Origin of the sequence: Pseudomonas sp. DNDY-54 (assembly GCF_019880365.1) — a bacterium.
In the GTDB taxonomy this organism is placed as follows: Bacteria; Pseudomonadota; Gammaproteobacteria; order Pseudomonadales; family Pseudomonadaceae; genus Stutzerimonas; species Stutzerimonas stutzeri_P.
The window spans coordinates 2,038,999-2,063,264 of record NZ_CP082271.1 but is presented as its reverse complement, the minus strand read 5'-3'; the positions used below and the strand labels follow the sequence as shown (position 1 = coordinate 2,063,264).

The 24,266-nt window shown below is 58.6% G+C and carries 24 protein-coding genes; 17 read left to right on the top strand and 7 right to left on the bottom strand.

The genetic code is table 11. From position 1 onward, the window contains the following. Nucleotides 1–5: 5 nt before the first annotated feature. The 3 genes from K4O48_RS09665 to nfuA all read right to left on the bottom strand — a co-directional run bounded on the left by K4O48_RS09665 (nt 6) and on the right by nfuA (nt 2,670). Nucleotides 6–959 carry a sensor domain-containing diguanylate cyclase gene (locus tag K4O48_RS09665; protein ID WP_222911789.1) on the bottom strand — a complete coding sequence of 318 codons (954 nt, stop codon included), beginning with the start codon at nt 957–959 and terminating at the stop codon, nt 6–8. Nucleotides 960–961: 2 nt separating this feature from the next. Further along, a complete protein-coding gene (locus K4O48_RS09660; RefSeq protein ID WP_222911788.1) occupies nt 962–1,945 on the bottom strand; it encodes a response regulator in 984 nt (327 codons plus the stop codon). 140 nt (nt 1,946–2,085) lie between these two features. Beyond that, nucleotides 2,086–2,670: a Fe-S biogenesis protein NfuA gene (nfuA, locus tag K4O48_RS09655; protein ID WP_222911787.1), complete on the bottom strand. Its 585-nt coding sequence runs from the start codon at nt 2,668–2,670 to the stop codon at nt 2,086–2,088. 264 nt (nt 2,671–2,934) lie between these two features. On the opposite strand from nfuA, the gene metH reads away from it, so the two are divergent. From metH to K4O48_RS09640, 3 genes are read left to right on the top strand one after another with little or no spacing between them, the layout of a single operon-like run. Further along, nucleotides 2,935–6,627: a methionine synthase gene (gene metH, locus K4O48_RS09650; protein ID WP_222911786.1), complete on the top strand. Its 3,693-nt coding sequence runs from the start codon at nt 2,935–2,937 to the stop codon at nt 6,625–6,627. 11 nt (nt 6,628–6,638) lie between these two features. Continuing rightward, nucleotides 6,639–6,959, top strand: a complete 321-nt coding sequence (locus K4O48_RS09645; RefSeq protein WP_222911785.1) for a DUF5629 family protein — start codon at nt 6,639–6,641, stop codon at nt 6,957–6,959. Between the two features lie 3 nt (nt 6,960–6,962). Then, on the top strand, nt 6,963–7,376 hold the full coding sequence (locus K4O48_RS09640; RefSeq protein ID WP_222911784.1) for a DUF6968 family protein: 414 nt from the start codon (nt 6,963–6,965) through the stop codon (nt 7,374–7,376). An 81-nt stretch (nt 7,377–7,457) separates the two neighbouring features. Here the strand turns inward: K4O48_RS09640 and K4O48_RS09635 are convergent, their stop codons facing one another. Further along, a complete protein-coding gene (locus tag K4O48_RS09635; RefSeq protein WP_222912053.1) occupies nt 7,458–8,324 on the bottom strand; it encodes a DMT family transporter in 867 nt (288 codons plus the stop codon). Between the two features lie 83 nt (nt 8,325–8,407). Continuing rightward, nucleotides 8,408–8,758, bottom strand: a complete 351-nt coding sequence (locus K4O48_RS09630) for a DUF1883 domain-containing protein (protein ID WP_222911783.1) — start codon at nt 8,756–8,758, stop codon at nt 8,408–8,410. Between the two features lie 99 nt (nt 8,759–8,857). Between K4O48_RS09630 and K4O48_RS09625 the strand changes: the two genes are divergently transcribed. From K4O48_RS09625 to K4O48_RS09570, 12 genes are all read left to right on the top strand, one after another. Continuing rightward, nucleotides 8,858–10,009, top strand: coding sequence for an MFS transporter (locus K4O48_RS09625; RefSeq protein WP_222911782.1), 1,152 nt, complete (start codon nt 8,858–8,860; stop codon nt 10,007–10,009). 65 nt (nt 10,010–10,074) lie between these two features. Beyond that, nucleotides 10,075–11,160 (top strand): RNA methyltransferase, encoded by a 1,086-nt coding sequence (locus K4O48_RS09620; protein WP_222911781.1) that lies wholly within the window; start codon nt 10,075–10,077, stop codon nt 11,158–11,160. A 76-nt stretch (nt 11,161–11,236) separates the two neighbouring features. Next, complete coding sequence (locus tag K4O48_RS09615) at nt 11,237–12,580, top strand: leucine-rich repeat-containing protein kinase family protein (RefSeq protein ID WP_222911780.1); 1,344 nt, start codon at nt 11,237–11,239, stop codon at nt 12,578–12,580. Nucleotides 12,581–12,627: 47 nt separating this feature from the next. After that, nucleotides 12,628–13,080 (top strand): 3-phosphoshikimate 1-carboxyvinyltransferase, encoded by a 453-nt coding sequence (locus K4O48_RS09610; RefSeq protein ID WP_222911779.1) that lies wholly within the window; start codon nt 12,628–12,630, stop codon nt 13,078–13,080. Between the two features lie 313 nt (nt 13,081–13,393). Beyond that, on the top strand, nt 13,394–13,870 hold the full coding sequence (locus tag K4O48_RS09605; RefSeq protein WP_222911778.1) for a hypothetical protein: 477 nt from the start codon (nt 13,394–13,396) through the stop codon (nt 13,868–13,870). Nucleotides 13,871–14,099: 229 nt separating this feature from the next. Further along, entirely contained in the window at nt 14,100–15,101 is a 1,002-nt protein-coding gene (locus K4O48_RS09600; RefSeq protein ID WP_222911777.1) for a D-cysteine desulfhydrase, read from the top strand. Between the two features lie 63 nt (nt 15,102–15,164). Next, nucleotides 15,165–15,962 (top strand): cystine ABC transporter substrate-binding protein, encoded by a 798-nt coding sequence (gene tcyJ, locus K4O48_RS09595; RefSeq protein ID WP_222911776.1) that lies wholly within the window; start codon nt 15,165–15,167, stop codon nt 15,960–15,962. Beyond that, nucleotides 15,959–16,627: a cystine ABC transporter permease gene (gene tcyL / locus K4O48_RS09590; protein ID WP_222911775.1), complete on the top strand. Its 669-nt coding sequence runs from the start codon at nt 15,959–15,961 to the stop codon at nt 16,625–16,627. Before tcyJ ends, tcyL begins: the two co-directional genes overlap by 4 nt. Next, nucleotides 16,627–17,385 (top strand): L-cystine ABC transporter ATP-binding protein TcyN, encoded by a 759-nt coding sequence (gene tcyN, locus K4O48_RS09585; RefSeq protein WP_222911774.1) that lies wholly within the window; start codon nt 16,627–16,629, stop codon nt 17,383–17,385. Before tcyL ends, tcyN begins: the two co-directional genes overlap by 1 nt. 403 nt (nt 17,386–17,788) lie before the next feature. Continuing rightward, complete coding sequence (locus tag K4O48_RS09580; protein WP_222911773.1) at nt 17,789–18,007, top strand: DUF2970 domain-containing protein; 219 nt, start codon at nt 17,789–17,791, stop codon at nt 18,005–18,007. 360 nt (nt 18,008–18,367) lie between these two features. Beyond that, on the top strand, nt 18,368–20,026 hold the full coding sequence (locus K4O48_RS09575) for a nitrite/sulfite reductase (RefSeq protein WP_222911772.1): 1,659 nt from the start codon (nt 18,368–18,370) through the stop codon (nt 20,024–20,026). Next, nucleotides 20,010–20,510: a DUF934 domain-containing protein gene (locus K4O48_RS09570; RefSeq protein WP_222911771.1), complete on the top strand. Its 501-nt coding sequence runs from the start codon at nt 20,010–20,012 to the stop codon at nt 20,508–20,510. Before K4O48_RS09575 ends, K4O48_RS09570 begins: the two co-directional genes overlap by 17 nt. A gap of 261 nt (nt 20,511–20,771) precedes the next feature. Here K4O48_RS09570 and K4O48_RS09565 read toward each other — a convergent pair whose 3' ends face one another. Together K4O48_RS09565 and sohB are read right to left on the bottom strand one after the other, a co-directional pair. Then, a complete protein-coding gene (locus K4O48_RS09565; protein ID WP_222911770.1) occupies nt 20,772–21,764 on the bottom strand; it encodes a YhdH/YhfP family quinone oxidoreductase in 993 nt (330 codons plus the stop codon). Nucleotides 21,765–21,775: 11 nt separating this feature from the next. Beyond that, entirely contained in the window at nt 21,776–22,801 is a 1,026-nt protein-coding gene (sohB, locus tag K4O48_RS09560; protein WP_222911769.1) for a protease SohB, read from the bottom strand. A 177-nt stretch (nt 22,802–22,978) separates the two neighbouring features. On the opposite strand from sohB, the gene K4O48_RS09555 reads away from it, so the two are divergent. Both K4O48_RS09555 and K4O48_RS09550 read left to right on the top strand, forming a co-directional pair. Further along, nucleotides 22,979–23,692, top strand: a complete 714-nt coding sequence (locus tag K4O48_RS09555) for a histidine phosphatase family protein (protein ID WP_222911768.1) — start codon at nt 22,979–22,981, stop codon at nt 23,690–23,692. 58 nt (nt 23,693–23,750) lie between these two features. Then, nucleotides 23,751–24,065, top strand: coding sequence for an SCP2 sterol-binding domain-containing protein (locus K4O48_RS09550; protein WP_222911767.1), 315 nt, complete (start codon nt 23,751–23,753; stop codon nt 24,063–24,065). Nucleotides 24,066–24,266 lie beyond the last annotated feature (201 nt).

Genomic DNA, 24,266 nt, shown 5'->3' with positions numbered 1-24,266 from the left:
CATCGTCACTGGTAGAGCGATACCTGGTTGCGGCCGCCGGACTTGGACTTGTAGAGCGCGTTGTCTGCCCGTTCGATCAGCTGAGCATAACCGCTGGTGGGCTGACTGAGATCGGCAATGCCGAGACTGACGGTAAACCGGATGCGTTGGCCTTCGTATGCGACCTCATGCGCCTCGATAGACCGGCGCAACCTTTCAGCAAAGGTCACCGCGCCCCCATTGTCGGTATCCGGTAGCAGCACAACGAATTCCTCTCCGCCGTACCGCCCGGCAACATCAGCATCTCGAATGCTTTGGCGAATAAGCTCGGCGGTCGCCTGGATGACCGCATCGCCTGCCTGGTGACCGTAGCTGTCGTTTATCTTCTTGAAGTGATCAATGTCGAACATGACCAACGCGGCGTTGCGGTCGTACCGCCGATGCCGAGCATACTCCTGACGTAGCATTTCCTCCCAATGGCCGCGGTTGAACAGACCGGTCAGACGGTCAGTGCTGGATAAACGTTGCAGCTCTTTGTTTGCCGCCTGGAGTTGTTGGCGGTTGGTTGCGACGTCCGTTACGTCGTAGATGATCAGGCAGATCTGATCAATGTTGCCGCTGATCCCTTTCAGCGGCATCAGGGTGGTGTTCTGGTACATGAAATCTTCCAGCCCGGTAATAGGCTGGTAATTCTTGAATCGCAACAGATAAGGCCGCTGCTCCCATATCGTGAACGACGGCGTACCCAACGTTGCAACGTTCTCAACCTTGCGCCGAAACCACTGTTCGTCGACTTCCGGAAACAGTTCGAAGAATGTCTTCTTTCGTGCCTCTTCAGGTAATCGTCCGGAGCGATTCTCCATGAACGTGTTCCATACATCGATGCGGTATTCACGATCGAGCACGACTACGCCAACGTCGATGCTCTGGACGATTGCCAGCAACCAATGCAGTTCGCTCAGACCTTTGGATTCCGGCATGCTCAGTTCATCAAGTGGGCGAGTTTTCGTGATAGCAGCTCAACCGAATCCTCGGTGAATAGCAACAGCAAATCGAAGTGGACATCGTGGCCTTCCAGGCTATAGCTGATTTCCACGGCGAGGGTGTTTTTCCAGCGTTGCTGATTGAGCCGGATAAGCTCGTCGATCGAAGCGTGCTGCCCAAGCAGTTGAGGATGCCCCTGGGAAAACACCACGTCGATTTGATCGGCGATGCCGCTGAGGCATGCGCTGATCAGCAGGCTGGACAGATCAAGTAGCATCTCCAGCTCGAGATAGTCCTCGGTGCGCATCAGCCGAGCCATGTCGGCCACTTCTGAATCATGAAAGATCAACAGTGCCTCACCGGCGATACCGCCACCGATGTAGCCCTGGCAGACCGCAGTTAGCCTGTCGCCCTGCGCAGCATCCGCAAGGGCCATGTGCAACTCCCCGACTTCGAGGATGTTTACGTTGGGGATCGGCAGCTGCACAAACACCCCGAGTACTTTTGCAAGCAGCGCGGCTGCGCGGCCCATCGCCACGTTCACGACTTCTCGAAAAGTGTCACGAAACGAGATGGGCCCCGCGCTTCTCGAGCCAAGCTCGGGCAACTCGCCGCCTATTACCCCAAGGCCGGCCAAGGTTTTCTGTAACTGAACCGGATCGGCCGGCTTGCGGATGAAAGCCAGCGCGCCCAACGCCAGCACACGCCGGACGGCTTCTTCCTGGACGTCCGCGGATATCACGATCACCTTGCAATGAAGGTGTTCATCACGCAGCGCAGCGAGCAACTCGTAGCCATCCATGTCGGGCATGGTCAGATCGAGCAACAGCACATCGATGCCGCCCTCGCGAATCCTCTCGAGCGCCTCGCAACCACTCGCCGCCTGAGAAATATCCAACGGCCAGGCAGCCGGCAGCGAACGCAGCAATTGCTTGCGCGCCAGGCTCGAATCGTCGCAGATCAACAGGGAAACGGCAGACATGTAGCGCTCGCTCACTTGGCCAGGCCTTCGGAACCTGAACAGCTTATCTCAGCAAACGAGCGCCGTGGGGGTGACGCAGAAACAATAGTGGCGTTTTGCCCAAATTTGGCAATTTTGCAGCCTTGGTTTGCTGCTTCCGCTTAGTAATAAGCGTTATCGCGGTTGGTGTGGTCAGTCACGTCACGCACGCCTTTGAGCTCCGGAATTCGCTCCAGCAGGGTCTTTTCAATGCCTTCCTTGAGCGTAACGTCAGCCTGGCCGCAGCCTTGGCAACCGCCCCCGAACTGCAACACCGCGACACCTTCATCGACCACATCGATCAGCGTGACCTGGCCACCGTGGCTGGCGAGCCCCGGGTTGATTTCGGTCTGCAGGTAATAGTTGATGCGCTCGTTCAACGGACTGTCTTCGTTGACCATTGGCACTTTCGCGTTCGGTGCCTTGATGGTCAGCTGGCCGCCCATACGGTCGGTCGCGTAATCGACCAACGCGTCTTCCAGAAAGGGCTCGCTGACTCCATCGATCCAGGCAGTAAAGCTCTTCAGAGCAATTGCAATGTCATCCGGCTTTTCTTCGCCTGGCTTGCAATAAGCGATACAGGTTTCGGCGTAAGGCGTACCGGGCTGAGTGATGAAGACCCGGATACCGATGCCCTTGGTGTTCTGCTTTTCGAGCAGATCGGCCAGGTAATCGTGTGCAGCTTCAGTGATGGTAATGGCGCTCATGGGAACTCCTCTCAGACATGGACGGCAGTGTACGCCAACCACCGCGCTGGATAAAGTCCTAGTGTTTTAGTAGGACATAGCGGCAGATACGCCGTGCCCCGTATGCCGATGCGCTATGCAGCTTATCTGCTAAAGACCGCTTCAATTGCTAAACAGCGCGCCGCGCCAAACATGAATCTAATTCATGAAAAATCCTCACTGATCAAAAAGCGTGCAGCTTTGCTATCATTCGCAGTCTTCGTAACCAGTTTCAGGTAGTCCCCCATGCTCGACCGCAACGCTCGTCTCCAGGCACTCCAGCAGGCGCTCAAGGAGCGCATTCTGATTCTCGACGGCGGCATGGGGACAATGATCCAGAGCTACAAGCTGGAAGAGTCCGACTACCGCGGCGAACGCTTTGCCGATTGGCCGCAGGACCTTAAAGGCAACAACGACCTGTTGATTCTCACCCGGCCGGACGCCATCAGCGCCATCGAAAAAGCATATTTCGATGCCGGTGCAGATATCGTCGAGACCAACACCTTCAATGCCACCCGCGTTTCCCAGGCTGATTACGGCATGGAAGAACTCGTATACGAGCTCAACGTCGAGGGCGCTCGCCTCGCCCGCGAGGCTGCTGATGCCAAGACCGACGAGACGCCAGACCGTCCGCGCTTCGTCGCAGGCGTGCTCGGCCCGACCAGCCGCACCTGCTCGCTGTCACCTGACGTGAATAATCCGGGCTACCGCAACGTCACCTTCGATGAGCTGGTGGAGAACTACACCGAAGCCACTCGCGGCCTCATCGAGGGCGGCGCTGACCTGATCCTTATCGAGACCATTTTCGACACCCTCAACGCCAAAGCGGCGATTTTTGCCGTTCAGGAAGTCTTCGAGGAGATCGGTTTCGAACTGCCGATCATGATTTCCGGGACCATTACCGACGCGTCGGGCCGCACCTTGTCCGGCCAGACGACCGAAGCCTTCTGGAACTCCGTTCGCCACGCCAATCCAATCTCCGTCGGGCTCAACTGCGCGCTGGGCGCGAAAGAGCTGCGCCCCTACCTGGAAGAGCTGTCGAACAAGGCCGGAACCCATGTGTCAGCGCACCCCAACGCCGGCTTGCCGAATGCGTTCGGTGAGTACGATGAGAGCCCTGCGGAAATGGCCTCAGTCGTCGAGGAATTCGCTGCGAGTGGTTTCCTCAACATTGTTGGTGGCTGCTGTGGTACGACGCCCGCGCACATCGAGGCGATTGCCAAAGCCGTTGCGAACTACGCGCCGCGCTCTATACCTGACATTCCCAGGGCCTGCCGCCTGTCGGGCCTCGAGCCCTTCACCATCGATCGCAGCTCGCTGTTCGTCAACGTGGGCGAACGCACCAATATTACCGGTTCTGCCCGCTTTGCCCGCCTGATCCGCGAAGACAATTACACCGAGGCCCTGGAAGTCGCCCTGCAGCAGGTGGAAGCCGGCGCTCAGGTGATCGACATCAACATGGACGAGGGCATGCTGGATTCGAAGAAGGCCATGGTGACCTTCCTCAATCTGATCGCTGGCGAGCCCGACATCTCCCGGGTACCGATCATGATCGACTCCTCCAAGTGGGAGGTGATCGAGGCCGGTCTCAAGTGCATCCAGGGCAAGGGCATCGTCAACTCGATCTCCATGAAGGAAGGCGTCGACGCGTTCAAGCACCATGCCCGCCTGTGCAAGCGCTACGGTGCCGCCGTAGTGGTGATGGCCTTCGACGAAGCCGGCCAGGCCGACACCGCGGCTCGCAAGCGCGAGATCTGCCAGCGCTCTTACGACATCCTGGTTAATGAAGTGGGCTTCCCGCCGGAAGACATCATCTTCGACCCGAACATTTTTGCGGTCGCGACCGGTATCGAAGAGCACAACAACTACGCCGTGGACTTCATCGAAGCCTGTGCCTTTATCCGCGATCACCTCCCCTACGCCTTGACCTCGGGCGGCGTGTCCAACGTGTCCTTCTCGTTCCGCGGCAACAACCCGGTGCGCGAGGCGATCCACTCGGTCTTCCTCTACTACGCGATCCAGAACGGCTTGACGATGGGCATCGTCAACGCCGGACAGCTGGAAATCTATGATGAAATCCCGAAGAAGCTGCGCGATGCCGTCGAGGACGTCGTGCTCAACCGCACGCCCAACGGCACCGAAGCGCTGCTCGCCATCGCCGATGAGTTCAAAGGCGACGGCAGCGTCAAGGAAGCAGAGACCGAGGAGTGGCGTGGCTTTACGGTCGAGAAGCGTCTGGAACACGCGCTGGTCAAGGGCATCACCACGCACATCGTTCAGGACACCGAGGAGTTCCGTCAGCAGTGCGCTCGGCCCATCGAGGTTATCGAAGGTCCGCTGATGGCCGGGATGAACGTGGTCGGCGACCTGTTCGGGTCGGGCAAGATGTTCCTGCCGCAGGTAGTCAAGTCGGCGCGGGTGATGAAACAGGCCGTGGCGCACCTGATTCCCTTTATCGAAGCCGAAAAAGGCGACAAGCCGGAAGCCAAAGGCAAAATTCTCATGGCCACGGTGAAGGGCGACGTGCATGACATCGGCAAGAACATTGTCGGTGTAGTGCTCGGTTGCAACGGCTATGACGTGGTCGATATGGGCGTCATGGTTCCCGCCGAGAAAATCCTGCAGACGGCCATCGCCGAGAAGTGCGACATCATCGGCCTGTCCGGCCTGATTACACCGTCCCTCGATGAGATGGTTCACGTGGCGCGCGAAATGCAGCGCCAAGACTTTCATCTCCCGCTGATGATCGGCGGTGCGACCACATCCAAAGCGCATACGGCGGTCAAGATCGATCCGCATTACAAGAACGATGCAGTGGTCTATGTGACCGATGCTTCGCGTGCAGTCGGCGTCGCCACAACGCTGCTCTCGAAGGAGCTCAAGCCGGCATTTGCGCAGAGAACTCGCGAAGAATACGCAATGATCCGCGAGCGCACTGCCAACCGCAGCGCCCGTACCGAGCGCCTCAGCTACCCCAACGCCATCGCCGCTAAACCTAAATTCGACTGGGCTGACTACACGCCGGTCAAACCGACCTTCACCGGCCGCAAGATACTGGACGATATCGACCTGCGCACGTTGGTCGATTACATCGACTGGACCCCGTTTTTCATTGCCTGGGATCTGGCTGGCAAGTATCCCCGGATCCTCGAAGACGAAGTGGTCGGTGAAGCCGCTACCTCGCTGTTCAGCGATGCCCAGGCGATGCTGAACAAGCTGATCGATGAAAAGCTGATAAAAGCGCGTGCCGTGTTCGGCTTCTGGCCGGCTAACCAGGTCGATGAAGACGACCTTGAAGTGTACGCAGACGACGGGGCGCCGCTCGCCACGCTCCATCATCTGCGCCAGCAGACCGTTAAGACCGACGGCAAGCCGAACTTCTCGCTGGCAGACTTCGTCGCACCGAAGGACAGCGGAATCACCGATTACGTGGGCGGCTTCATCACAACGGCAGGCATCGGCGCCGAAGAAGTCGCCAAGGCCTATCAGAACGCCGGCGATGACTACAATTCGATCATGGTCAAGGCGCTGGCGGACCGCTTAGCCGAAGCCTGCGCCGAGTGGTTGCATCAGCAGGTCCGCAAAACCTGGTGGGGCTACGATCCGGAGGAGCAGTTGAGCAACGAAGATCTGATCCGCGAGCAATACAAGGGCATCCGCCCTGCCCCCGGCTACCCGGCCTGCCCCGACCACACGGAGAAAGCGACGCTATTTAAACTATTGGATTCCGACGGCGCCAGCCAGGTGACCCTCACCGAGCACTTCGCCATGCTGCCTACGGCCGCCGTCAGCGGCTGGTACTTCGCTCATCCGAAGGCGCAGTATTTTGCAGTAGGCAAGATCGACAAAGACCAAGTCGAGAGCTACAGCAAGCGCAAGGGTCAGAGCCTCGACGTCAGCGAGCGTTGGCTGATGCCGAACTTGGGCTACGACGTATGACCGGAGCGCACATGACCGATACGGACTATCTACTGGACCAACTGGAAAGCGCTGACATGCTGGAAGTCGATGGGCTGCATGCCAGCGATTTCAGTCTCGACGAACGCCTACTCGACGAGGCTGATGCTGCAGCGGAAAACAACCAGCCCTTTGCGAGCGAGGCAGTAGTCCTGCGCATCGAGGCCTTGGATGGCCGAACCCGACGTCAGTGGCAGTTCAGCTACAACCAGGTGATGGAAGCGCTACACCAGGCCGACGATGACAGCTGGCAACTCGAAGGCGGCCACCTGATCAGGTGTTTCGCGGCAATCGGAGCCGAAGGCGACGACTGAGGCATGAGCGAGGAAAGCAGCATGCATGAAGAGTACGAATCACCCCCGCCCGTCCCACTGGGAACCGTTATTGCCCAGCGCACCATGACTACAGAGGCCGGGGGGCGCGTGACGATCTCGATAGGCCAGCCAGTGTTTCTCGGTGACGGCTGGGACTGGGCGTGCCCGTATCAGGTTGATGGTCTGAAGTCGCCCATACAGCATCGGGTTTTCGGCATCGACGCGCTTCAGACGTTACAGCTGGTCTCGGTTTCCATTCGATCCGAGCTCGAAGAGTGCGGAGAGCCTTTGACCTGGCTTGACGATGACTTCTGGCAAGCCGGTTTCCCCATGCTGCTGCAGTCTCATGGCAACCGGCAGATCGAGGAAAAACTCCTGAAGGTCCTAGAGCAAACCTTTACCCGCTCATCAGATTGATAAAGGTTGCCGCGCGTTTTCCAGCTCGCGATCGCCTCGCTCCGGCCAATGTCGCCGCAGCGCTTCGCAAACGATGCTGGACTAACGAACGGCCGATCGCCGCAACAGCAGCGCAATCGCCAGAACGACCAGCAAGGCACCTGGAGCCCAGTGCCATCCGACGCGTGCCGGCTGGTCATAAAACAACAGCAACATCGAGACGAAGGGCACCAGATAACTGTAGGCGGTGACCGCGCCTGGCGTAAGCACCGAGGTCGCGCGTTGCTGCAGGAAGAATGTCATGGCGCTGGAAAAGACGCCCAAGTAGATCACAAGCAGCACGTCGAGCAGATTCATCCGCAGTAGTGCCCGTGGCGCTTCCCCTATCACGCCCATCAGACCAATCAGAACAGCGCCAAGGACCAGACTCCAGAACGTGCGCAGCCCGGCCTGCTTTGGCAATATCGCGCGCGCCAGCCCCCACTTGCTGAGCACCGGATACATCGCCGAGGCCACGCAGCCGAGGAAAAAGCCCAGCTCGCCCAGCCCCATCTGCATCCCTGCGAAACTGCCACCGTTCTCAGCCCAAGCCAGCCCCAGTGCTCCACTCGCTCCAAGCGCAAGTATCCCTAGCAGGCGCCCGGCCCGGTGTTCGACACCAAACCCCCTTCCGAGGCAATAAGCCAGTAGCGGCACGCTGACGAATAACGTCGCCATCGACAGCGCACTGACACGGTGCGCCGCCCAGAACATCGTGCCGAAGAAAGCCGCCAGGCACAGCCCCATCAGCGCATAGAGCAACACCGTAGCCAGGCCTGGTCGACCCTCACTTTGCCGCCAGGCCAGCGGTGCGAGGACCAGCGCCGCGACACTGAAACGCATCGCCGTCAGCAAAAGCGGCGGCAAATCATCGCTAAGCAACCCGACGGCAGGAAACGATAACCCCACGAATAATGCCCACAGCAGCATGCCGAAGTGGGCCTGTAGGGTCCGTGGATTCTCGACTGGCTTCAACCCGGCTCCTTCAACACGTCATTGCGAGGCGGCGAATGTCATTTCAACTGCGAAGGTGAATTGCGGACGATCTTGATGCTGTGAGTGAGCGAAGGTCTACGCGTAACGCTAATCGCCTTGCGTGTCACCGTGTCGATGGTGATGTTCCAGAACCCCGTGTTGGGCACTTTTATCTTCGCCGGGAACTTGTCGAACGCGCCGCCGTGATAGGCATGGCGACCGCCGTTCTTGAAACTGCGGAAATTCTTATCGTTCATCAGACGAATGTTGCAGGGCTGCGAACACTCGATGATCACGAAATCATCTTCATTGAGGTGTTCACGTTGGTGAATGAACTTCATGTACCGCTCCGTACCACGCTTGGCAAAGGCGAAGATTACCATGCGCATGCGCGCGACTGGCTGCGCCAATCTTTGCCACAATAGCGTGTGCCGGCCTGCCCGGCGCCTAGCGCACGCCCCGACTCACGCTGATCAAGGACCCTCCGCATGCCCGCGGCGACTCTTTCTGTCACTGCCGCTTCCCCGCTGGCACGGCGCGCGACCCGCGTTGGTTTTTTCATGGCTGGGTTCGGTCTATCCGTCTGGGCGCCCCTGGTTCCATATGTGCGTGAACGCATCGAGATGAGCGACGCATTGTTCGGTTCGCTGCTGCTGTGCATTGGCATCGGCTCCCTGACGTGGATGCCCCTTTCGGGGCTGCTGGTAACCCGCTGCGGCATCCGCCCCGTGGTGCTCTCCAGCGCGGTGCTGTTGCTTTTCGCCTTGTTGGGAATGGCCCTGACCGAATCGATCTGGATCTTGGCGCTCGCGTTGTTCTGCTTCGGTGGCAGTCTTGGGGTTATAGACGTGGTGCTTAATATTCAGGGCGTGCTGATCGAGCGCGACACCGGCAAGCGGCACATGTCCAACTTTCACGGCATGTTTAGCCTGGGCTCGATTTGCGGCGCGCTGGCGCTCACTCTCGCGCTGACTCTGGGCCTTGCTCCGGCCACCGGCACACTGTTAATGATTGCGCTCATTGCGCTGGCTATCTTCGCCGTGGCGCCCGGCTTTCTGCGGGACAGAGCCCCAACCGGCGGAGTTGCGTTCATACGCCCGACCGGCATGGTGCTACTGGTTGGCGCCCTGTGTTTCGTGGTCTACCTGGCCGAGGGTGCGGTGCTCGACTGGAGCGCGCTGTACCTGACCGAGCAAAAGGCATTGGAAACCGCCAAAGGCGGACTGGGGTACGCAAGCTTCGCGCTGATGGTCACTGTCGGGCGTTTTGCGGGATCGCCTGTGGTTAATAGCCTGGGCACGGCGCGGATCATTGGCTTCGGAGGATTGTTGGCCGGGATCGGCGTGGGCTTGACCATCGTCACTGAACACTGGGCGCTGGCGCTTCTCGGTTACGGTTTGTGTGGCCTTGGCTGCGCCAATGTCTCCCCGGTATTGATTTCCTCGCTCAGCCGTCAACAAATCATGCCGGTACACCAAGCCATCACTGCGGCAACCACCATCGGCTTCGCCGGTGTCCTGGCCGGGCCGGCCTTGATAGGTGTGATTGCCCACTTTGGCTCATTGACGATCGCATTCGGCATGCTTGCGGTTCTGTTGCTCAGCCTGGCATTGGGCAGCCGCCACTTCGGGGATGATTAGGCAGCGTTTTCCTGCTTCACCTCACTACAGACCCCGTCGCGGTGTTTGGCTAGAATGCGCGCCCTATGCGCATCCAAGATCTTCATCAGCAACTCGCCGAGATTGGCGCCAAGCCGATCCATATCGGACGGGTAACGCGCGCCTGGCTTCAGGGGCAGCCACTGAACGCGGGTACGCGCCATCAGAAATCAGAAGACTTTCTTCCTCTGTCGATGCGCAACGGCTTACCGGCGGTAAGCGAGGCCTTGGAAAAGCTCATCCAGTTACGCTCGGAGCACCCCGGCGAGGACGGCTCCGCTCGTCTGCTTGTAGCGTTAGCGGACGGTCAGATGGTCGAAAGCGTGCTCCTGCCTCGGGGCGGCCTGTGCGTATCGAGTCAGGTAGGTTGTGCCGTGGGTTGCGTGTTCTGCATGACGGGCAAGAGCGGCCTGCTGCGCCAACTCGGCAGCGCCGAAATCGTCGCCCAGGTTGCCCTCGCGCGGCGCTACCGTCCGGTGAAGAAGGTGGTCTTCATGGGCATGGGCGAGCCGGCGCACAACCTCGAAAACGTGCTCGAAGCCATCGACTTGCTCGGGACCGATGGCGGTATCGGCCATAAGAATCTGGTGTTTTCAACCGTCGGTGACGTGCGGGTTTTTGAGCGCTTGCCTCAGCAACAGGTGCGCCCCGCGCTGGCGCTCTCCCTGCACACCACCAACGCGGCGCTGCGTCGAGAACTGCTGCCCAGAGCGCCCCAGCTCGATCCTGCAGAACTGGTCGAGCTTGGCGAACGCTACGCACGGCTGGTTGACTATCCGATCCAGTACCAGTGGACGCTACTCAAAGGCATCAATGACAGCCAGGACGAGATGGACGGCATCATCCGTCTGCTTAGGGGCAAGTACGCGATCATGAACGTAATCCCCTACAACAGTCTCGACGATGACGCCTATCAACGTCCCGCCGCTGACCGCATTCGGCAGATCATGCGCTACCTGCACCAGAACGGCGTGTTGACCAAGGTGCGCAACTCAGCTGGCCAGGACATCGACGGTGGCTGCGGACAGTTGCGCGCCCGTGCAGAGCGGGTAATCCGTACGCGCCGACAAATCAGCGGAACAGACAGCACCCACACCGGCGGATTGAACACTAACGCCGCTATAGAGTCGTAGCGCTTTGACACACGGCGCACGCCACCGAAGCGACCACCGCTTGCGCAAGCCTGACCAAGGCATTCAAGAGAACGGCATGAACACATTGGCACAACTGAGAAACGGGGAACTGGCCGGCGCCACGCGGTTGGATTTGTCGGAACAGCTCGAGACGTTCCCCAGTGAAATTTTTGATTTAGCCGACAGTCTTGAAGTGCTCAACCTCTCGGGCAATCGTCTCAGCAGTTTGCCGCCGGATCTATGGCGACTCCGCAAGCTGCGTATCCTGTTCTGCTCGGACAACGCCTTCACTGAAGTCCCGACGGCGCTAGGCCGGTGCTCCAATCTGGAGATGGTCGGATTCAAAGCCAACCAGATCCGTCGGTTACCAGCCGAGGCGCTGCCTTCCGCGCTGCGCTGGTTGATCCTCTCTGACAATCAGCTCGAATCCGTACCCGAGGAGATAGGGCGTTGCTCCCGCCTGCAGAAACTGATGCTAGCCGGCAACCAGCTGCGTGCGTTGCCTGAATCGCTGTCGCTTTGCACCCGCCTGGAGCTGCTGCGCATTGCGGCGAACCGCTTGCATGCCCTGCCCAGCTGGCTGCTAACGATGCCTCGATTGACCTGGCTGGCGTTCGCCGGTAATCCCTTCAGCGACGCTATCGAAGCGGACACCTTGGCGCAGCATCCACGGCCTCCCATCCATCGCGATCACATTACGTTCGGGGGTGTGCTTGGCCAGGGCGCGTCCGGGATTATTCGTCATGCAACCTGGCGGCGCGATGGACAAGAACCTAAGGCCATGGCTGCCAAGCTGTTCAAAGGTGCGCTCACCAGTGATGGCCTACCCCACAGCGAAATGGCCGCCTGCATTGCTGCGGGCGAACATCCGGGGCTGATCCGTATCGCCGGCCCCCTGAACGACAGGGCCGAGGCGCTACCTGGATTGTTGATGGAGCTTATCGATGCGTCCTACCAGCCCTTGGCGGGTCCGCCGTCGTTCGCCAGCTGCACCCGTGACTGTTACCCGGCGGACCGCCGATTCACAGCGGAATATGTTCTACGCGTCGCGACGCGCGTGGCCTCGGTAGTCAGTCATCTGCACCAACGGGGGATTCTCCATGGCGATCTTTACGGCCATAACTTATTAGTCGATCCGGTGGGCAACACCTTGCTCAGCGACTTCGGCGCCGCATCCTTCTATCGGCCTCAAAGCGAGCAAGGTCTGGCGCTTCAACGACTCGAGGCGCGGGCGTTCGGCTGTTTGTTGGAGGAGCTGTTGGACCGCTGCAGCGTCGCGGGCGAACATACAAGCCTTCAGCGGCTCCGGGCGCTGCAGCAACAATGCCTTCTCGAGTCCCCAGCCGAACGGCCCAACTTCCACGAGTTGAAGCGGATACTGGAAGCCATCTGCGAGGCGAGCACAATTCCGGCCGGTTAGTTGCATGAGCCGGTACCCATCTTCAGCACTGACGGCAACCTGACGCTATGCTCCCTTCCGAATCTGATTCCAGCGAGACCTCCTTACGCCCTTCGGTCGTTGAGGTGGACGGCGCCCTCGAGCACGACCCTTTCATCATCGGCCTGAAGCAACGATTGCCCGAAGCGCTTCGAGAAAGTTTTACCGACCATCAGCTGGCGGGCCTTCGCAGCGCATTCGCCACTCGCTCCTGGGGCCGACATAAGCTCGACGTGCGCGGCACTTTTAATCTCTGGAGCAACCAGTATTACTTCGTGCTCGTCGGCGGGCGCAACAAGCGCAATCTGTCTCGCGGACAGCGCAACCTTTCGCTGGCGGCGAAAGCCAGTGCGATCACGTTATTTCTGTTTTTTTCCGTGCTGGTGGGATTGGTCGTGCTGTATCTGCTCAAGTCAGCCCTTGGCATCAACCTGCTGCCGAATCATTCCCTTGGCCTTTGGGACTGGTTCAAAGGGCGTTGACCGCAGCGCATCGATTTTCGGGCCTCATCAAGCAATCAGCTGAGACCCGACAGCCTGGGCTTCGAGCTTGAACTGCTCATAAGGTGCGTGACGGGCTCGCCCTTCGCGCTCCGGTGAGCAACATCAGCTCCACTTTTAAGCAGGCGCCAATCGAGCTGACTTCAGCTACGAGTAGAAGATTAGCAATGCCAACAGCCGCATCGAGCACAAACCATTTAACCCTCGGCGACGGGGCCCGCCCAGACTGAGTACAATCTACGCCCACCTACGCTGAGCCATGCCGAAGGCTGCGTCGATCAAGGAATTCACCACGATGGCGTCCCCGAACAAACAGCAAAAGCGTGCCCAGCGAGCTAAAACCAAGGCCCGACAGAACCGCTCGGGTAAGGCCAATGCCCTACACCCGCTGCTGGCTAATCCGCTGATCAATGAGCCTTTCGATGATGTCGACATCGACCTTAGCACCTTCGACTTCAGCGACATCGAAGAGAACGGTTTCGACCCGGCGCACTTCGACGATCTGTTCCAGGCGATGAAAGCCAGTGAAGACATTAGCCTGTTGGCGATGTGCTTGGTATTCCTGCAATACCCGGTGCTGGAATTGGTGGTCGCGGAGGAAGCAGAAGACGCTGCCGTCGACTTCATGATGGGCTTGCTGATCGTCTATCGCGGAATACACCATGGTGAAGACGAGGACGCTGCATTGAATTGGGTCGGCGGCGACGCCTTCCAAAGTGCCTACAACGAAGCGTCTATAATTTTGCAGAAGAAGCACGCTCGCCGCACATAGCAACCCGGGACTAGCGGCGCACGCCGCCTCCTGCTCCCCAACCCAACACGATGATTCGGAACCCGCTCTATATACGGTGGCGCGTTTCACGCCTGTGGCTGCTGCCAATTGGTTGGCTGTACTGAGTACCCTCGAGTTTTACGACAATTCAATTATCGACACCGGCGACCCCGCAGCGCTAGATTGCCTTCTACAGTGATTACTCATCCCTGCGCAGAAGCTAGCTCACATGTTCACCGACGCCCTCGCCCGCTTCCCTCGCCTTGACTTGGTTCCCGCCGCCACGCCGCTGGAACACCTGCCGCGCCTGTCACGCCATGTTGACCGGGACATCTGGATCAAGCGCGACGACCTCACCCCGCTTGCCCTCGGCGGCAACAAGGCACGCAAGCTCGAATACCTGGGGGCCGACGCCCTAGCCCAAGGCACTGACGTGCTAGTCACTGCCGGCGCCATCCAGTCCAACCACGTACGCCAGACAGCAGCGCTGGCGGCAAGGCTCGGCCTGGGCTGCCTGGCGCTGCTGGAGAATCCGCTGGATACTTCTGAGGATAATTACCTGAGCAACGGTAACCGCCTGCTGCTTGATCTGTTCGGCTGCGAGATCGATACAGTCGCCCATCTGGATAACGCCGACGAGTTACTAGAGGCCGCGGCCGACCGCCTACGCAGCGCCGGGCGTAATCCCTACGTGGTGCCCATCGGCGGCTCCAATGCACTTGGAGCCCTCGGTTATGTGCGCGCCGGCCTTGAGCTGGCCGAGCAGATGCACAGCGTTGGCGACGACTTTGACGCCGTGCTGCTTGCTTCAGGAAGCGCCGGAACCCACTGCGGCCTGGCCCTGGCGTTGGAACATGCACGGCCTGGCAGCCGTGTAGTCGGGGTTACTGTATCGCGATCAAAAACGGCCCAACGGCCCAAGGTCGAAGGCCTGGTGCAACGCACTGCCGAGCTGCTCGGTGTCGCGGTGCCGACGGGGCTGCAGGTCGAACTGTGGGACGAGTACTTCGCCCCGCGCTATGGCGAGCCGAATGCCGGCACCCTGGCCGCAATCCGCCTGCTGGCCGAGCAGGAAGGTGTGCTGCTCGATCCGGTGTACACCGGCAAGGCCTTCGCCGGCCTGCTCGACGGCATTGTCCGCGGAGCGTTCCCCGGTCGGGGTCCACTGCTGTTCCTGCATACCGGCGGTGCCCCGGCGTTGTTCGCCTATCATTCATGGACAAAGTACTAAGCATTTATCGACTAAACATTCGTCCTTAGCGTTGCCCGACTCCACCCCACCTAGAGGCCTGCCATGACATTTACCACGCTGCGTCGTCGTTTCCTGCTCGGCACGCTGAGCCTGCTGCTCGGGTCCAGCCTGTTCACCCCGGTGTTCGCCGCCGATCTGCTGGAGGAGGTCAAGGCCAACGGCTCCCTCAAAGTCGGCCTGGAAGGCACCTACCCGCCTTTCAATTTTCAGGACGAAAAAGGCCAGTTGACCGGCTTCGAGGTGGATCTCGCCAACGCGCTTGCCGAGGAATTGGGGGTTAAGGCCGAGTTCCAGCCAACCAAGTGGGACGGTATCCTCGCCGCCTTGGAATCCAAACGCCTGGATGTGGTGATCAACCAAGTGACCATCTCCGAGGAACGCAAACAAAAGTACGATTTCTCTACCCCATACACCCTCTCCGGCATCCAGGCCCTCACGCGCAAGGCCGATGCCGACCGGATCAAGAGTGCCGCTGACCTCGCTGGCAAGAAGGTCGGGGTGGGTCTCGGCACCAACTACGAACAGTGGCTCAAAGAGAACGTGCCACAAGCCGATATCCGCACCTACGACGATGACCCGACCAAGTTTCAAGACCTCAACGTCGGTCGCATTGACGTGATCCTGGTCGACCGTCTGGCTGCCTTCGAAATGGTTGAAAAAACCGGCGATCGCCTTGCTGTAGCCGGCGACGCCTTCTCCCGCCAGGAATCCGGCATCGCGCTGCGCAAGGGCAACCCGCAACTGCTCGCCGCTATCGACGCCGCTATTGCCAAGCTGCGCGCCGACGGCACCCTGAAAAAGCTGTCCGAGAAATGGTTCGGAGCTGACGTCACGCAATGATCGACGACAGCCTGCAGTTGGTGCTGGACTCGCTGCCCTTCTTGCTCAAAGGCGCGTGGTGGACCGTGGTGCTAAGTCTGGGCGGGATGTTCTTTGGCCTGCTGCTGGGCTTTGGCTTGGCCCTGCTGCGGCTGTACGGTTTCTGGCCGCTGCAGTGGCTGGCGCGTGTCTATGTATCGTTCTTCCGAGGCACGCCGTTGCTGGTGCAGTTGTTCATGATTTATTACGGCCTGCCGCAACTGGGCATTCAGCTCGATCCGCTGCCTGCCGCGCTGATCGGTTTCTCGCTGAACATGGCGGCCTATACCGCTGAGATCCTGCGCGCCGCTATCGCGTCCATTGACCATGGCCAGTGGGAAGCGGCCGCCAGTATCGGCATGAGCCGCGCGCAGACCCTGTACCGGGCCATCCTGCCGCAAGCGGCGCGTACCGCCCTGCCCCCGCTGGGCAATAGCTTCATCTCGCTGGTCAAGGACACCGCTTTGGCCGCCACTATCCAAGTGCCGGAGCTGTTTCGCCAGGCTCAGCTGATCACCGCACGCACATTCGAAATTTTCACGATGTACCTGGCCGCCGCGCTGATCTACTGGTTGCTGGCCAGCGTGCTGGCCTACTTCCAGGGACGCCTGGAAGACAGGGTCAACCGTCACGAGCAGGACGCCTGATGATTTCCGTGCGCAACCTGAGAAAATCTTTCAAGGGCCAAGAGGTGCTCAAGGGCATCGACCTCGACATAGCCCCCGGTGAGGTGCTGGTGATCATCGGCCCCAGCGGTTCGGGCAAGACCACCCTGCTGCGCTGCCTCAATCTGCTGGAGCAACCCAGCGGCGGGCAGATTAGCGTCGGTGCGATCCACATTGACGCCGATCAACCGCTCAAAGCGCAGCAAGGGCTGATCCGCGAGCTGCGCCAACACGTCGGCTTCGTATTTCAGAGCTTCAACCTGTTCCCCCATCGCACCGCTCTTGAGAATGTAATCGAAGGCCCGGTGCACGTGAAGAAAGAGCCACGGACCGAGGCGCTCGAGCGCGGCCGCGCCTTGCTGGCCAAGGTCGGCCTGGGTGGCAAGGAAGACGCCTACCCCAAACGCCTCTCCGGGGGCCAGCAACAGCGCGTGGCGATTGCCCGCGCGCTGGCCATGCAGCCGGACGTAATCCTGTTCGACGAACCGACCTCTGCGCTTGATCCGGAACTGGTCGGTGAAGTGCTCGCGACTATCCGCGGCCTGGCCGAGGAAAAGCGCACCATGGTCATCGTCACCCACGAGATGAGCTTCGCCCGCGACGTGGCCGACAGGGCGATCTTCATCGATGACGGGGTAATCGTCGAACAGGGCGACGCGAGGCAGTTGCTTAGCGCCCCGAAGCACGAACGCACGAGGCAGTTCCTGAGCAAATTTATAGGCGACCATCAAGCACACTAAACCGGCAGCCGCCGGCCTTCATCTCGCTCAGCAGCACAGCAGCACCTGTCCCTAGTTTTGTCGAATTTAACTATAGCAGCTGGCCGATTGAAGTTCGAACTCGCCGTATAGCGCATGCCAGAGCACGAGTGACGCCTTGTTCGTCGCTGTTTCGCACTCTTTGCGCAAGGCGTAGCTTCGTGGGTTGAGAGATTTCTCCCACGTCGTTGAACCCCAATTGCCGTGATTTAGACGCAGGCCTGTGAAACCCGCTGCAACTAACGCTACGAAGCCTCCGCCGGGTGCAGACGTCCCCGGGACGTGACGATGCTGTTTAACGCTGCTGACGCGATTCGCCGTGTCCGGCCCCCCGCATCGCCGAATACTGTCTAGACTTCAACCAGAACACCGTCTCGAGGTGCCTATGAGCGATGAGCGAGAGCCAAAAACACTTACCCTGCGGCAAATGTTGCAAAGTGTTCTGGCCGGTGCGCTGGGGGTTCAAAGTGGGAAGAACCGAGCCCGTGACTTCAGCCACGGCAAACCCAGCCATTTTATCCTGCTGGGTGTCGGCTTCACTGTAGTGTTTGTGCTGGTAATTCTGGGGGTGGTCAAGCTGGTGCTGTACCTCGTGGGGCTTTAGGCAGCCCCACTTCACCACTTTATTGCTGGCTGACCCAAAATACCGCTGTCGCAACCACCAGAAGTATCAATACGAAGATGGCGGTCGCATCCGCCGCGCTGTCGGTACTGCGGTGTTTGTAATGTTCGGACACGGCTGTTCTCCTTGTTATTGAAGCTCGCGTTGCCTGGAGTTAAGACTATCCGGGCAAAGCGCTCAAGGCCGGGAAATTAAATGGCTTAAACTCAGCCTTTGGTTCTAAACATATTCCCAAACATCACTTTTACGCATAAACGCTAACTGGTATCTTGCCGCCCTCCCTAAACGGGTGCGCGGCCGTGCGCGCAAAAAGCTGTAGACAGCCTGAAAAACAGGACATTTATGTACGTATACGACCAGTATGACCAACACATCATCGAGGATCGCGTGCGTCAGTTCCGTGATCAGATTCGCCGCTACCTTGCCGGCGAACTGACCGACGCGGAACTGCTGCCCCTTCGCCTGCAGAACGGCCTGTATATCCAGCGCTACGCGCCAATGCTGCGCATCGCCGTGCCCTATGGCCTGTTGTCATCGACCCAGATCCGTAAGCTGGCCGACATCACACGCAAGTACGACAAGGGCTACGCCCACATCAGTACCCGGACCAACGTGCAACTCAACTGGCCCGAATTGGAAGACGTACCCGACATACTCGCCGAGCTCGCCACGGTTCAGATGCACGCCATCCAGACGAGCGGCAACTGCATCCGCAATACGACCACCGACCAGTTTGCCGGCGTCGCCAAAGACGAGTTGATCGATCCGCGGCCATGGTGTGAAATCATCCGCCAATGGTCGACATTCCATCCTGAATTTGCCTTTCTGCCGCGCAAGTTCAAGATTGCTGTTAACGGGGCAGTGAGCGATCGCGCCGCCATTGAGGTGCACGACATCGGTCTTGAAGCAGTGAAGAATGACGCCGGCGAGCTCGGCTTCCGCGTGTCGGTTGGTGGTGGTCTGGGCCGCACCCCGATCGTAGGCAGTTTCATCAATGAATTTCTGCCTTGGCAGCATTTGCTGACCTACCTCGACGCCATCCTTCGGGTGTACAACCGCTATGGCCGTCGCGACAACAAGTTCAAGGCTCGGATCAAAATCCTGGTGAAGGCCCTCACGCCAGAAGTGTTCGCCGAACGCGTCGAAGCCGAATGGTCCTATCTGAAAGACGGGCTTAACACGCTGACCGAAGCTGAAGTAGACCGCATCAGCAAATTCTTCGTCGACCCGACCTACCAGGCCCTTGAAGACCAGACTGCTGCCCTCGCCCAGCTTGATGCCGAGCATCCCGGCTTCGCTCGCTGGCGACAGCGTAACGTCGTCGCTCACAAGAAGCCGGGCTATGCCGCCGTCACGTTGTCGCTGAAAAGCACAGGCGTGGCGCCAGGCGATGTGACAGACAAGCAGCTCGACACGATCGCTGATCTTGCTGATCGCTACAGTTTCGGTGAAGTGCGTAACTCTCACGAGCAGAACATGATCCTCGCCGACGTTGAGCAGTCTCGTCTGTTCGAATTGTGGAACGAGCTTCGCGAACTGGGCGTTGCAACACCGAACATCGGTCTTCTGACCGACATCATCTGCTGCCCCGGGGGCGACTTTTGCTCACTGGCAAACGCCAAATCGATCCCGATCGCCGAAGCCATTCAACGCCGCTTCGATGACATGGACTACCTGTTTGACATTGGCGATGTCGACCTGAATATCTCTGGCTGCATGAACGCGTGCGGGCATCACCACGTAGGCAATATCGGCATTCTCGGGGTGGATAAGAAGGGGGCGGAGTTTTACCAGGTTTCGCTCGGTGGCAGCTCGGGCCGCAACGCGAGCCTCGGCCAGATACTCGGCCCGTCATTCGCGCAGGACGTCATGCCCGACGTGATCGAAAAGGTCATCAGCGTCTATGTGGAGCAGCGTACAGAAGATGAACAGTTTCTCGACACCTTCCGCCGTATCGGCATCGACCCCTTTAAGGAGCGCGTCTATGCAGCGAATCATTAAGGACGGCCAGGTCATCGATGAGACCTGGCACCTGCTGCCCAAGGACGTGACGCTCGACGGTTTGTCCAACTGTGATGATTTGATCGTGCCGTTTCAGCTGTGGCTCGATCATGCCCACGCGTTGAAAGCACGCGATGGTGGTCTTGGTATCTGGCTAGATTCTGACGAAGCCGTCGAAGAAATCGCTGACGACCTCGAGCATTTTCAGGTTATCGCGCTTAATTTCCCGGCGTTTACCGATGGCCGTCATTATTCCAGCGCCCGCCTGCTCCGCGAGCGTTACGGTTATACGGGCGAAATACGGGCAATCGGCGACGTGCTGCGCGACCAGTTGTTTTATATGCGCCGCTGCGGTTTCGACGCCTTTGCCATTCGCCCCGATCGCGACCCTTATGACGCATTGGAAAGCCTGAAGGACTTCTCCGTCGCTTACCAATCGGCGGCCGACGAGCCGCTTCCGCTTTTCCGTCGGCGACAGAGCTGATTCGACTCCCACAAAAAAACCCGCCGTTCGGCGGGTTTTTTTATCACTGATACATCCAGAAGTTTGGATGCTCATTGTAGTCAACTTCGGCCGAGGCCTTAATGCCGAAGGTTTTCCGTAGTTTCTCTGCCAGTGCTTTCACGAACGACTCCTGCTGTGTTTGACGTTGGTGTTAGCTTCACCTAATCAAACGCTTCAGCGAAATCGGTTGTCGCTATAACACTGATAGCAAGCCAAACGGCCAAGACTTCAGTAGCAGGCTCAGTCAAGCCGTACCAGCAGCCGTCCTGCCTGCTTCCCGGCCAGCATTCGCGCGATGGCCGCCGGGAGCTCTTCAAGCGAAATCTCCTGCACGAAGTCATCCAGGTTCGGCAGTTTCCACTGAACGGACAACTTGTCCCACATCGACGCTTTGACCACTAGCGGAATTTCTACCGAGTCGACCCCTAGTAGGTTCACACCGCGGAGAATGAATGGCAGCACACTTCCCTGGAAACCCGTTCCGGCCGTCAGCCCACAACACGACACGCTGGCGCCTCGTTGCAGTGACTTCACCACATTGAAAAGAATATCGCCGCCGACCGTATCAATCGCCCCTGCCCACTGCTCCTTCAACAGCGGCTTCTCACTACCAGCCTGAAGCGCGCTGCGCTCAACGATCTGTTTCGCTCCCAGTCGGGAGAGAAAATCGGCTTGATCAACCTTGCCGGTGACAGCATGGACGTTGTAACCAAGGCGGGACAACAAGGCGACCGCGATGCTGCCAACGCCACCGGTAGCGCCCGTAACAAGGATCGGCGCGGCCACCGGCTCAAGGCCTGCCTGCTCCAACTTATCCACGCAAAGGGCCGCGGTAAGCCCAGCCGTGCCGAGGGCCATCGCCTCGCGGAGCGACAGCCCTGCTGGGCGCTTGATAATCCAGCTGGCCGGTACTCGAATGAACTGCCCGAAACCACCCGCCGTGTTCATGCCCAGATCGTAACCCGTCACGATGACTTCGTCGTCTTCAGAGAAGTCAGCGACACTCGACTCGACGACCGTACCAGCCGCGTCGATGCCCGGCGTATGCGGGTAGCTGCGAGTGACACCGCGATTACCGCTGGCAGACAGAGCATCTTTGTAGTTCAGCGACGAATAGCGGACACGAATCAGCACGTCCCCAGCGGGAAGTTCGCTTATATCCCGTGCCACGACGCGCGTTTCGAAATCGCCATTCGCAGTCTCGCCAGCCTGTAGTGCCTTGAAACTAGCCATTCGATTACCCCTTATTGCCAGAATCGTTGTTCATTGAGCCGCGTCCAGCCTTTGAGCAGCCCCTGTTCCAAAGTGGCGGTAGCCGCGATGCCGAATCGTTCTGGAAGACTTTTCTTCTCCATGTAGTGCAGCTGGAAGAGATCAGCGTCTGCAGCGCGGGAAGCTAGATATTCATCACTTGTTTTCAGCTCATCGACGAGTTGCTTACCCAATGCCGCAGTGCCCAGCCAAACTTCTCCTGTTGCAACCTCGTCGATCTGAAGCTGCTGGCGATAGCGAGCAACGAAGTTCTTGAACAGTTCATGGGTCGTTTCGAGATCATCCTGAAATTTTTCCCGGCCCTTCTCAGTGTTCTCGCCGAAAATCGTCAAGGTTCGCTTGTACTCGCCTGCCGTCAGCACCTCAACATCCACATCATGCTTCTTCAGTAGCCGATGAAGATTAGGCAACTGAGCAACGACGCCAATTGAACCGAGGATCGCGAAGGGTGCGCTTAGAATCTTCTGGCCGATACAGGCCATCATGTAACCACCGCTCGCCGCGACCTTGTCGACACATACCGTCAACGGCACACCCGCATCCCGAATGCGGACCAGCTGCGACGCGGCAAGCCCGTACCCATGCACCATTCCGCCGCCGCTCTCCAGACGCAGAACAACCTCGTCTTGTGGCGTTGCCAGGGTCAGAAGCGCGGTTATCTCATGGCGAAGACTCTCGACTGCAGATGCCTTTATGTCCCCGTCAAAGTCCAAAACAAATACTCGTGGACGATTCCCCGGATTCTTCTTCGCCAGTTTGACGGCCTTGGCTTCGCGCTTGCGCTGTAGCTTCAACTGTTCTTTATCGATCAACGACTGTTCGAGGCGCTCGCGCATCGATTTGTAGAAATCATTTAGTTTGTGCACTTCCAAGTGGCCGCCAGACTGTTTCGCACGCCCACGCCTAAGCGAAGCCAGTCCGATGAGTACCACCAGCACAGCGACGACCAGCGTTACGGTCTTCGCCAGAAAGCTTGCATAGTCAGCAAGAAATTCCACATACCCTCCTCGGTTAACTCACGGCGCCGGCAGCTACTCGCCACGGCGTAAACCGGCGAAGCATACCGACTACACTGCTATGTGAGCCAGCGGCAGCCCATTCAAACAAACGTATGATTTATCGTTGACACCCCATGGCGATCCCCCTAACCTCGAAAAAAAGGTATGGAGCTGGCCATGGGCAGTATCTACCTGATCAGGCATGGTCAGGCGTCGTTCGGCGCGGAAAACTATGACGTGCTATCACCGATCGGTTTTCAACAGTCAGCCGCGCTGGGCGATTATTTAGATCAGCTGGGTATCCGCTTCGACCGCTGTATAGCTGGAGAGTTGAGTCGACAGAGGGACACGGCTAGCGCGACCGTGCAAAGGATGCGGGCGGGCCAGCCAAGTAAAGAGCTGCCAGTGGAGATAGATGCCGCCTTCAACGAGTTCCTCGCTGACGAAGTTATCCGCGCTCACATGGACGACTTGCTGGCGGTTGAACCCGAGGCCCTGCAGATATTCCGCAATGCTGCCGATCATCGTGCGGAATTTCAGCGATTGTTCAGGTATGTCATCCAGCGCTGGGTGTCCGGCGAACATGAGAAAAAAGGATTGCAAAGCTGGCAAAGCTTCGTCGACCAGGTGCAAGCGGGCTTGAGGCGAGTACTCACGTCAGGGGGCACGAAAGACAATATTGCGATTTTTACGTCTGGCGGGACTATCACTGCGCTGCTTCAATTGGTCATTGGTGTGCCGCCCATCAAGGCGTTTGAATTGAACTGGCAAATCGTTAACACCTCCGTGAGCCGACTGAAGTTTCGCAATCAAGACGTCGCGCTGGCTTCGTTCAATAGTCACGTACATCTAGATCTGTTAAAGAATCCGGAGCTCATCACTTATCGATAGGCTCCAGCCGCTGCGGCAGTGCCGCAGGTTTTTCCACGAGAACAAAGGGATATATCCGATGAGCAACGTCGACGAAACCATCCAGGGCATGAAGGCTAAGTTCAACCCCAGCGCTGCGGCCGGCCTGGACCTGGTTTTTCAGTTCAATATCACCGATGCGGAAAATTTCTACCTGGTCGTAAAAGACGGCACTTGCGATGTGCAAAAGGGTGAATCAGCCGATGCAAACGTAACACTCATCATGGACAGCGAAACCATGCAGGGTGTGATGAGCGGAGAGACTGACGGCATGCAGGCATTCATGGCAGGAAAACTGCGAGCAGAAGGCGACATGATGCTTGCGCTGAAGCTGAGTGAGTTGTTCCCGGCTTAACTTGGATGATGCGGCGGAAAACCGAAGTTTTGTGACTTCGGTTTTTTTTGCGCTTTTTTCATGCTTTTTCGGGAATTAGGCAGCTTGATTACGCAGCAACACCCTTACCAATAACGACGAGTTTGCTTTGTGATGCCCGGGCAAGCGCATTAGATTACAGCCTGCTCGGTGAGTCAGCTGGCACTCAAACGTACAGCTGCA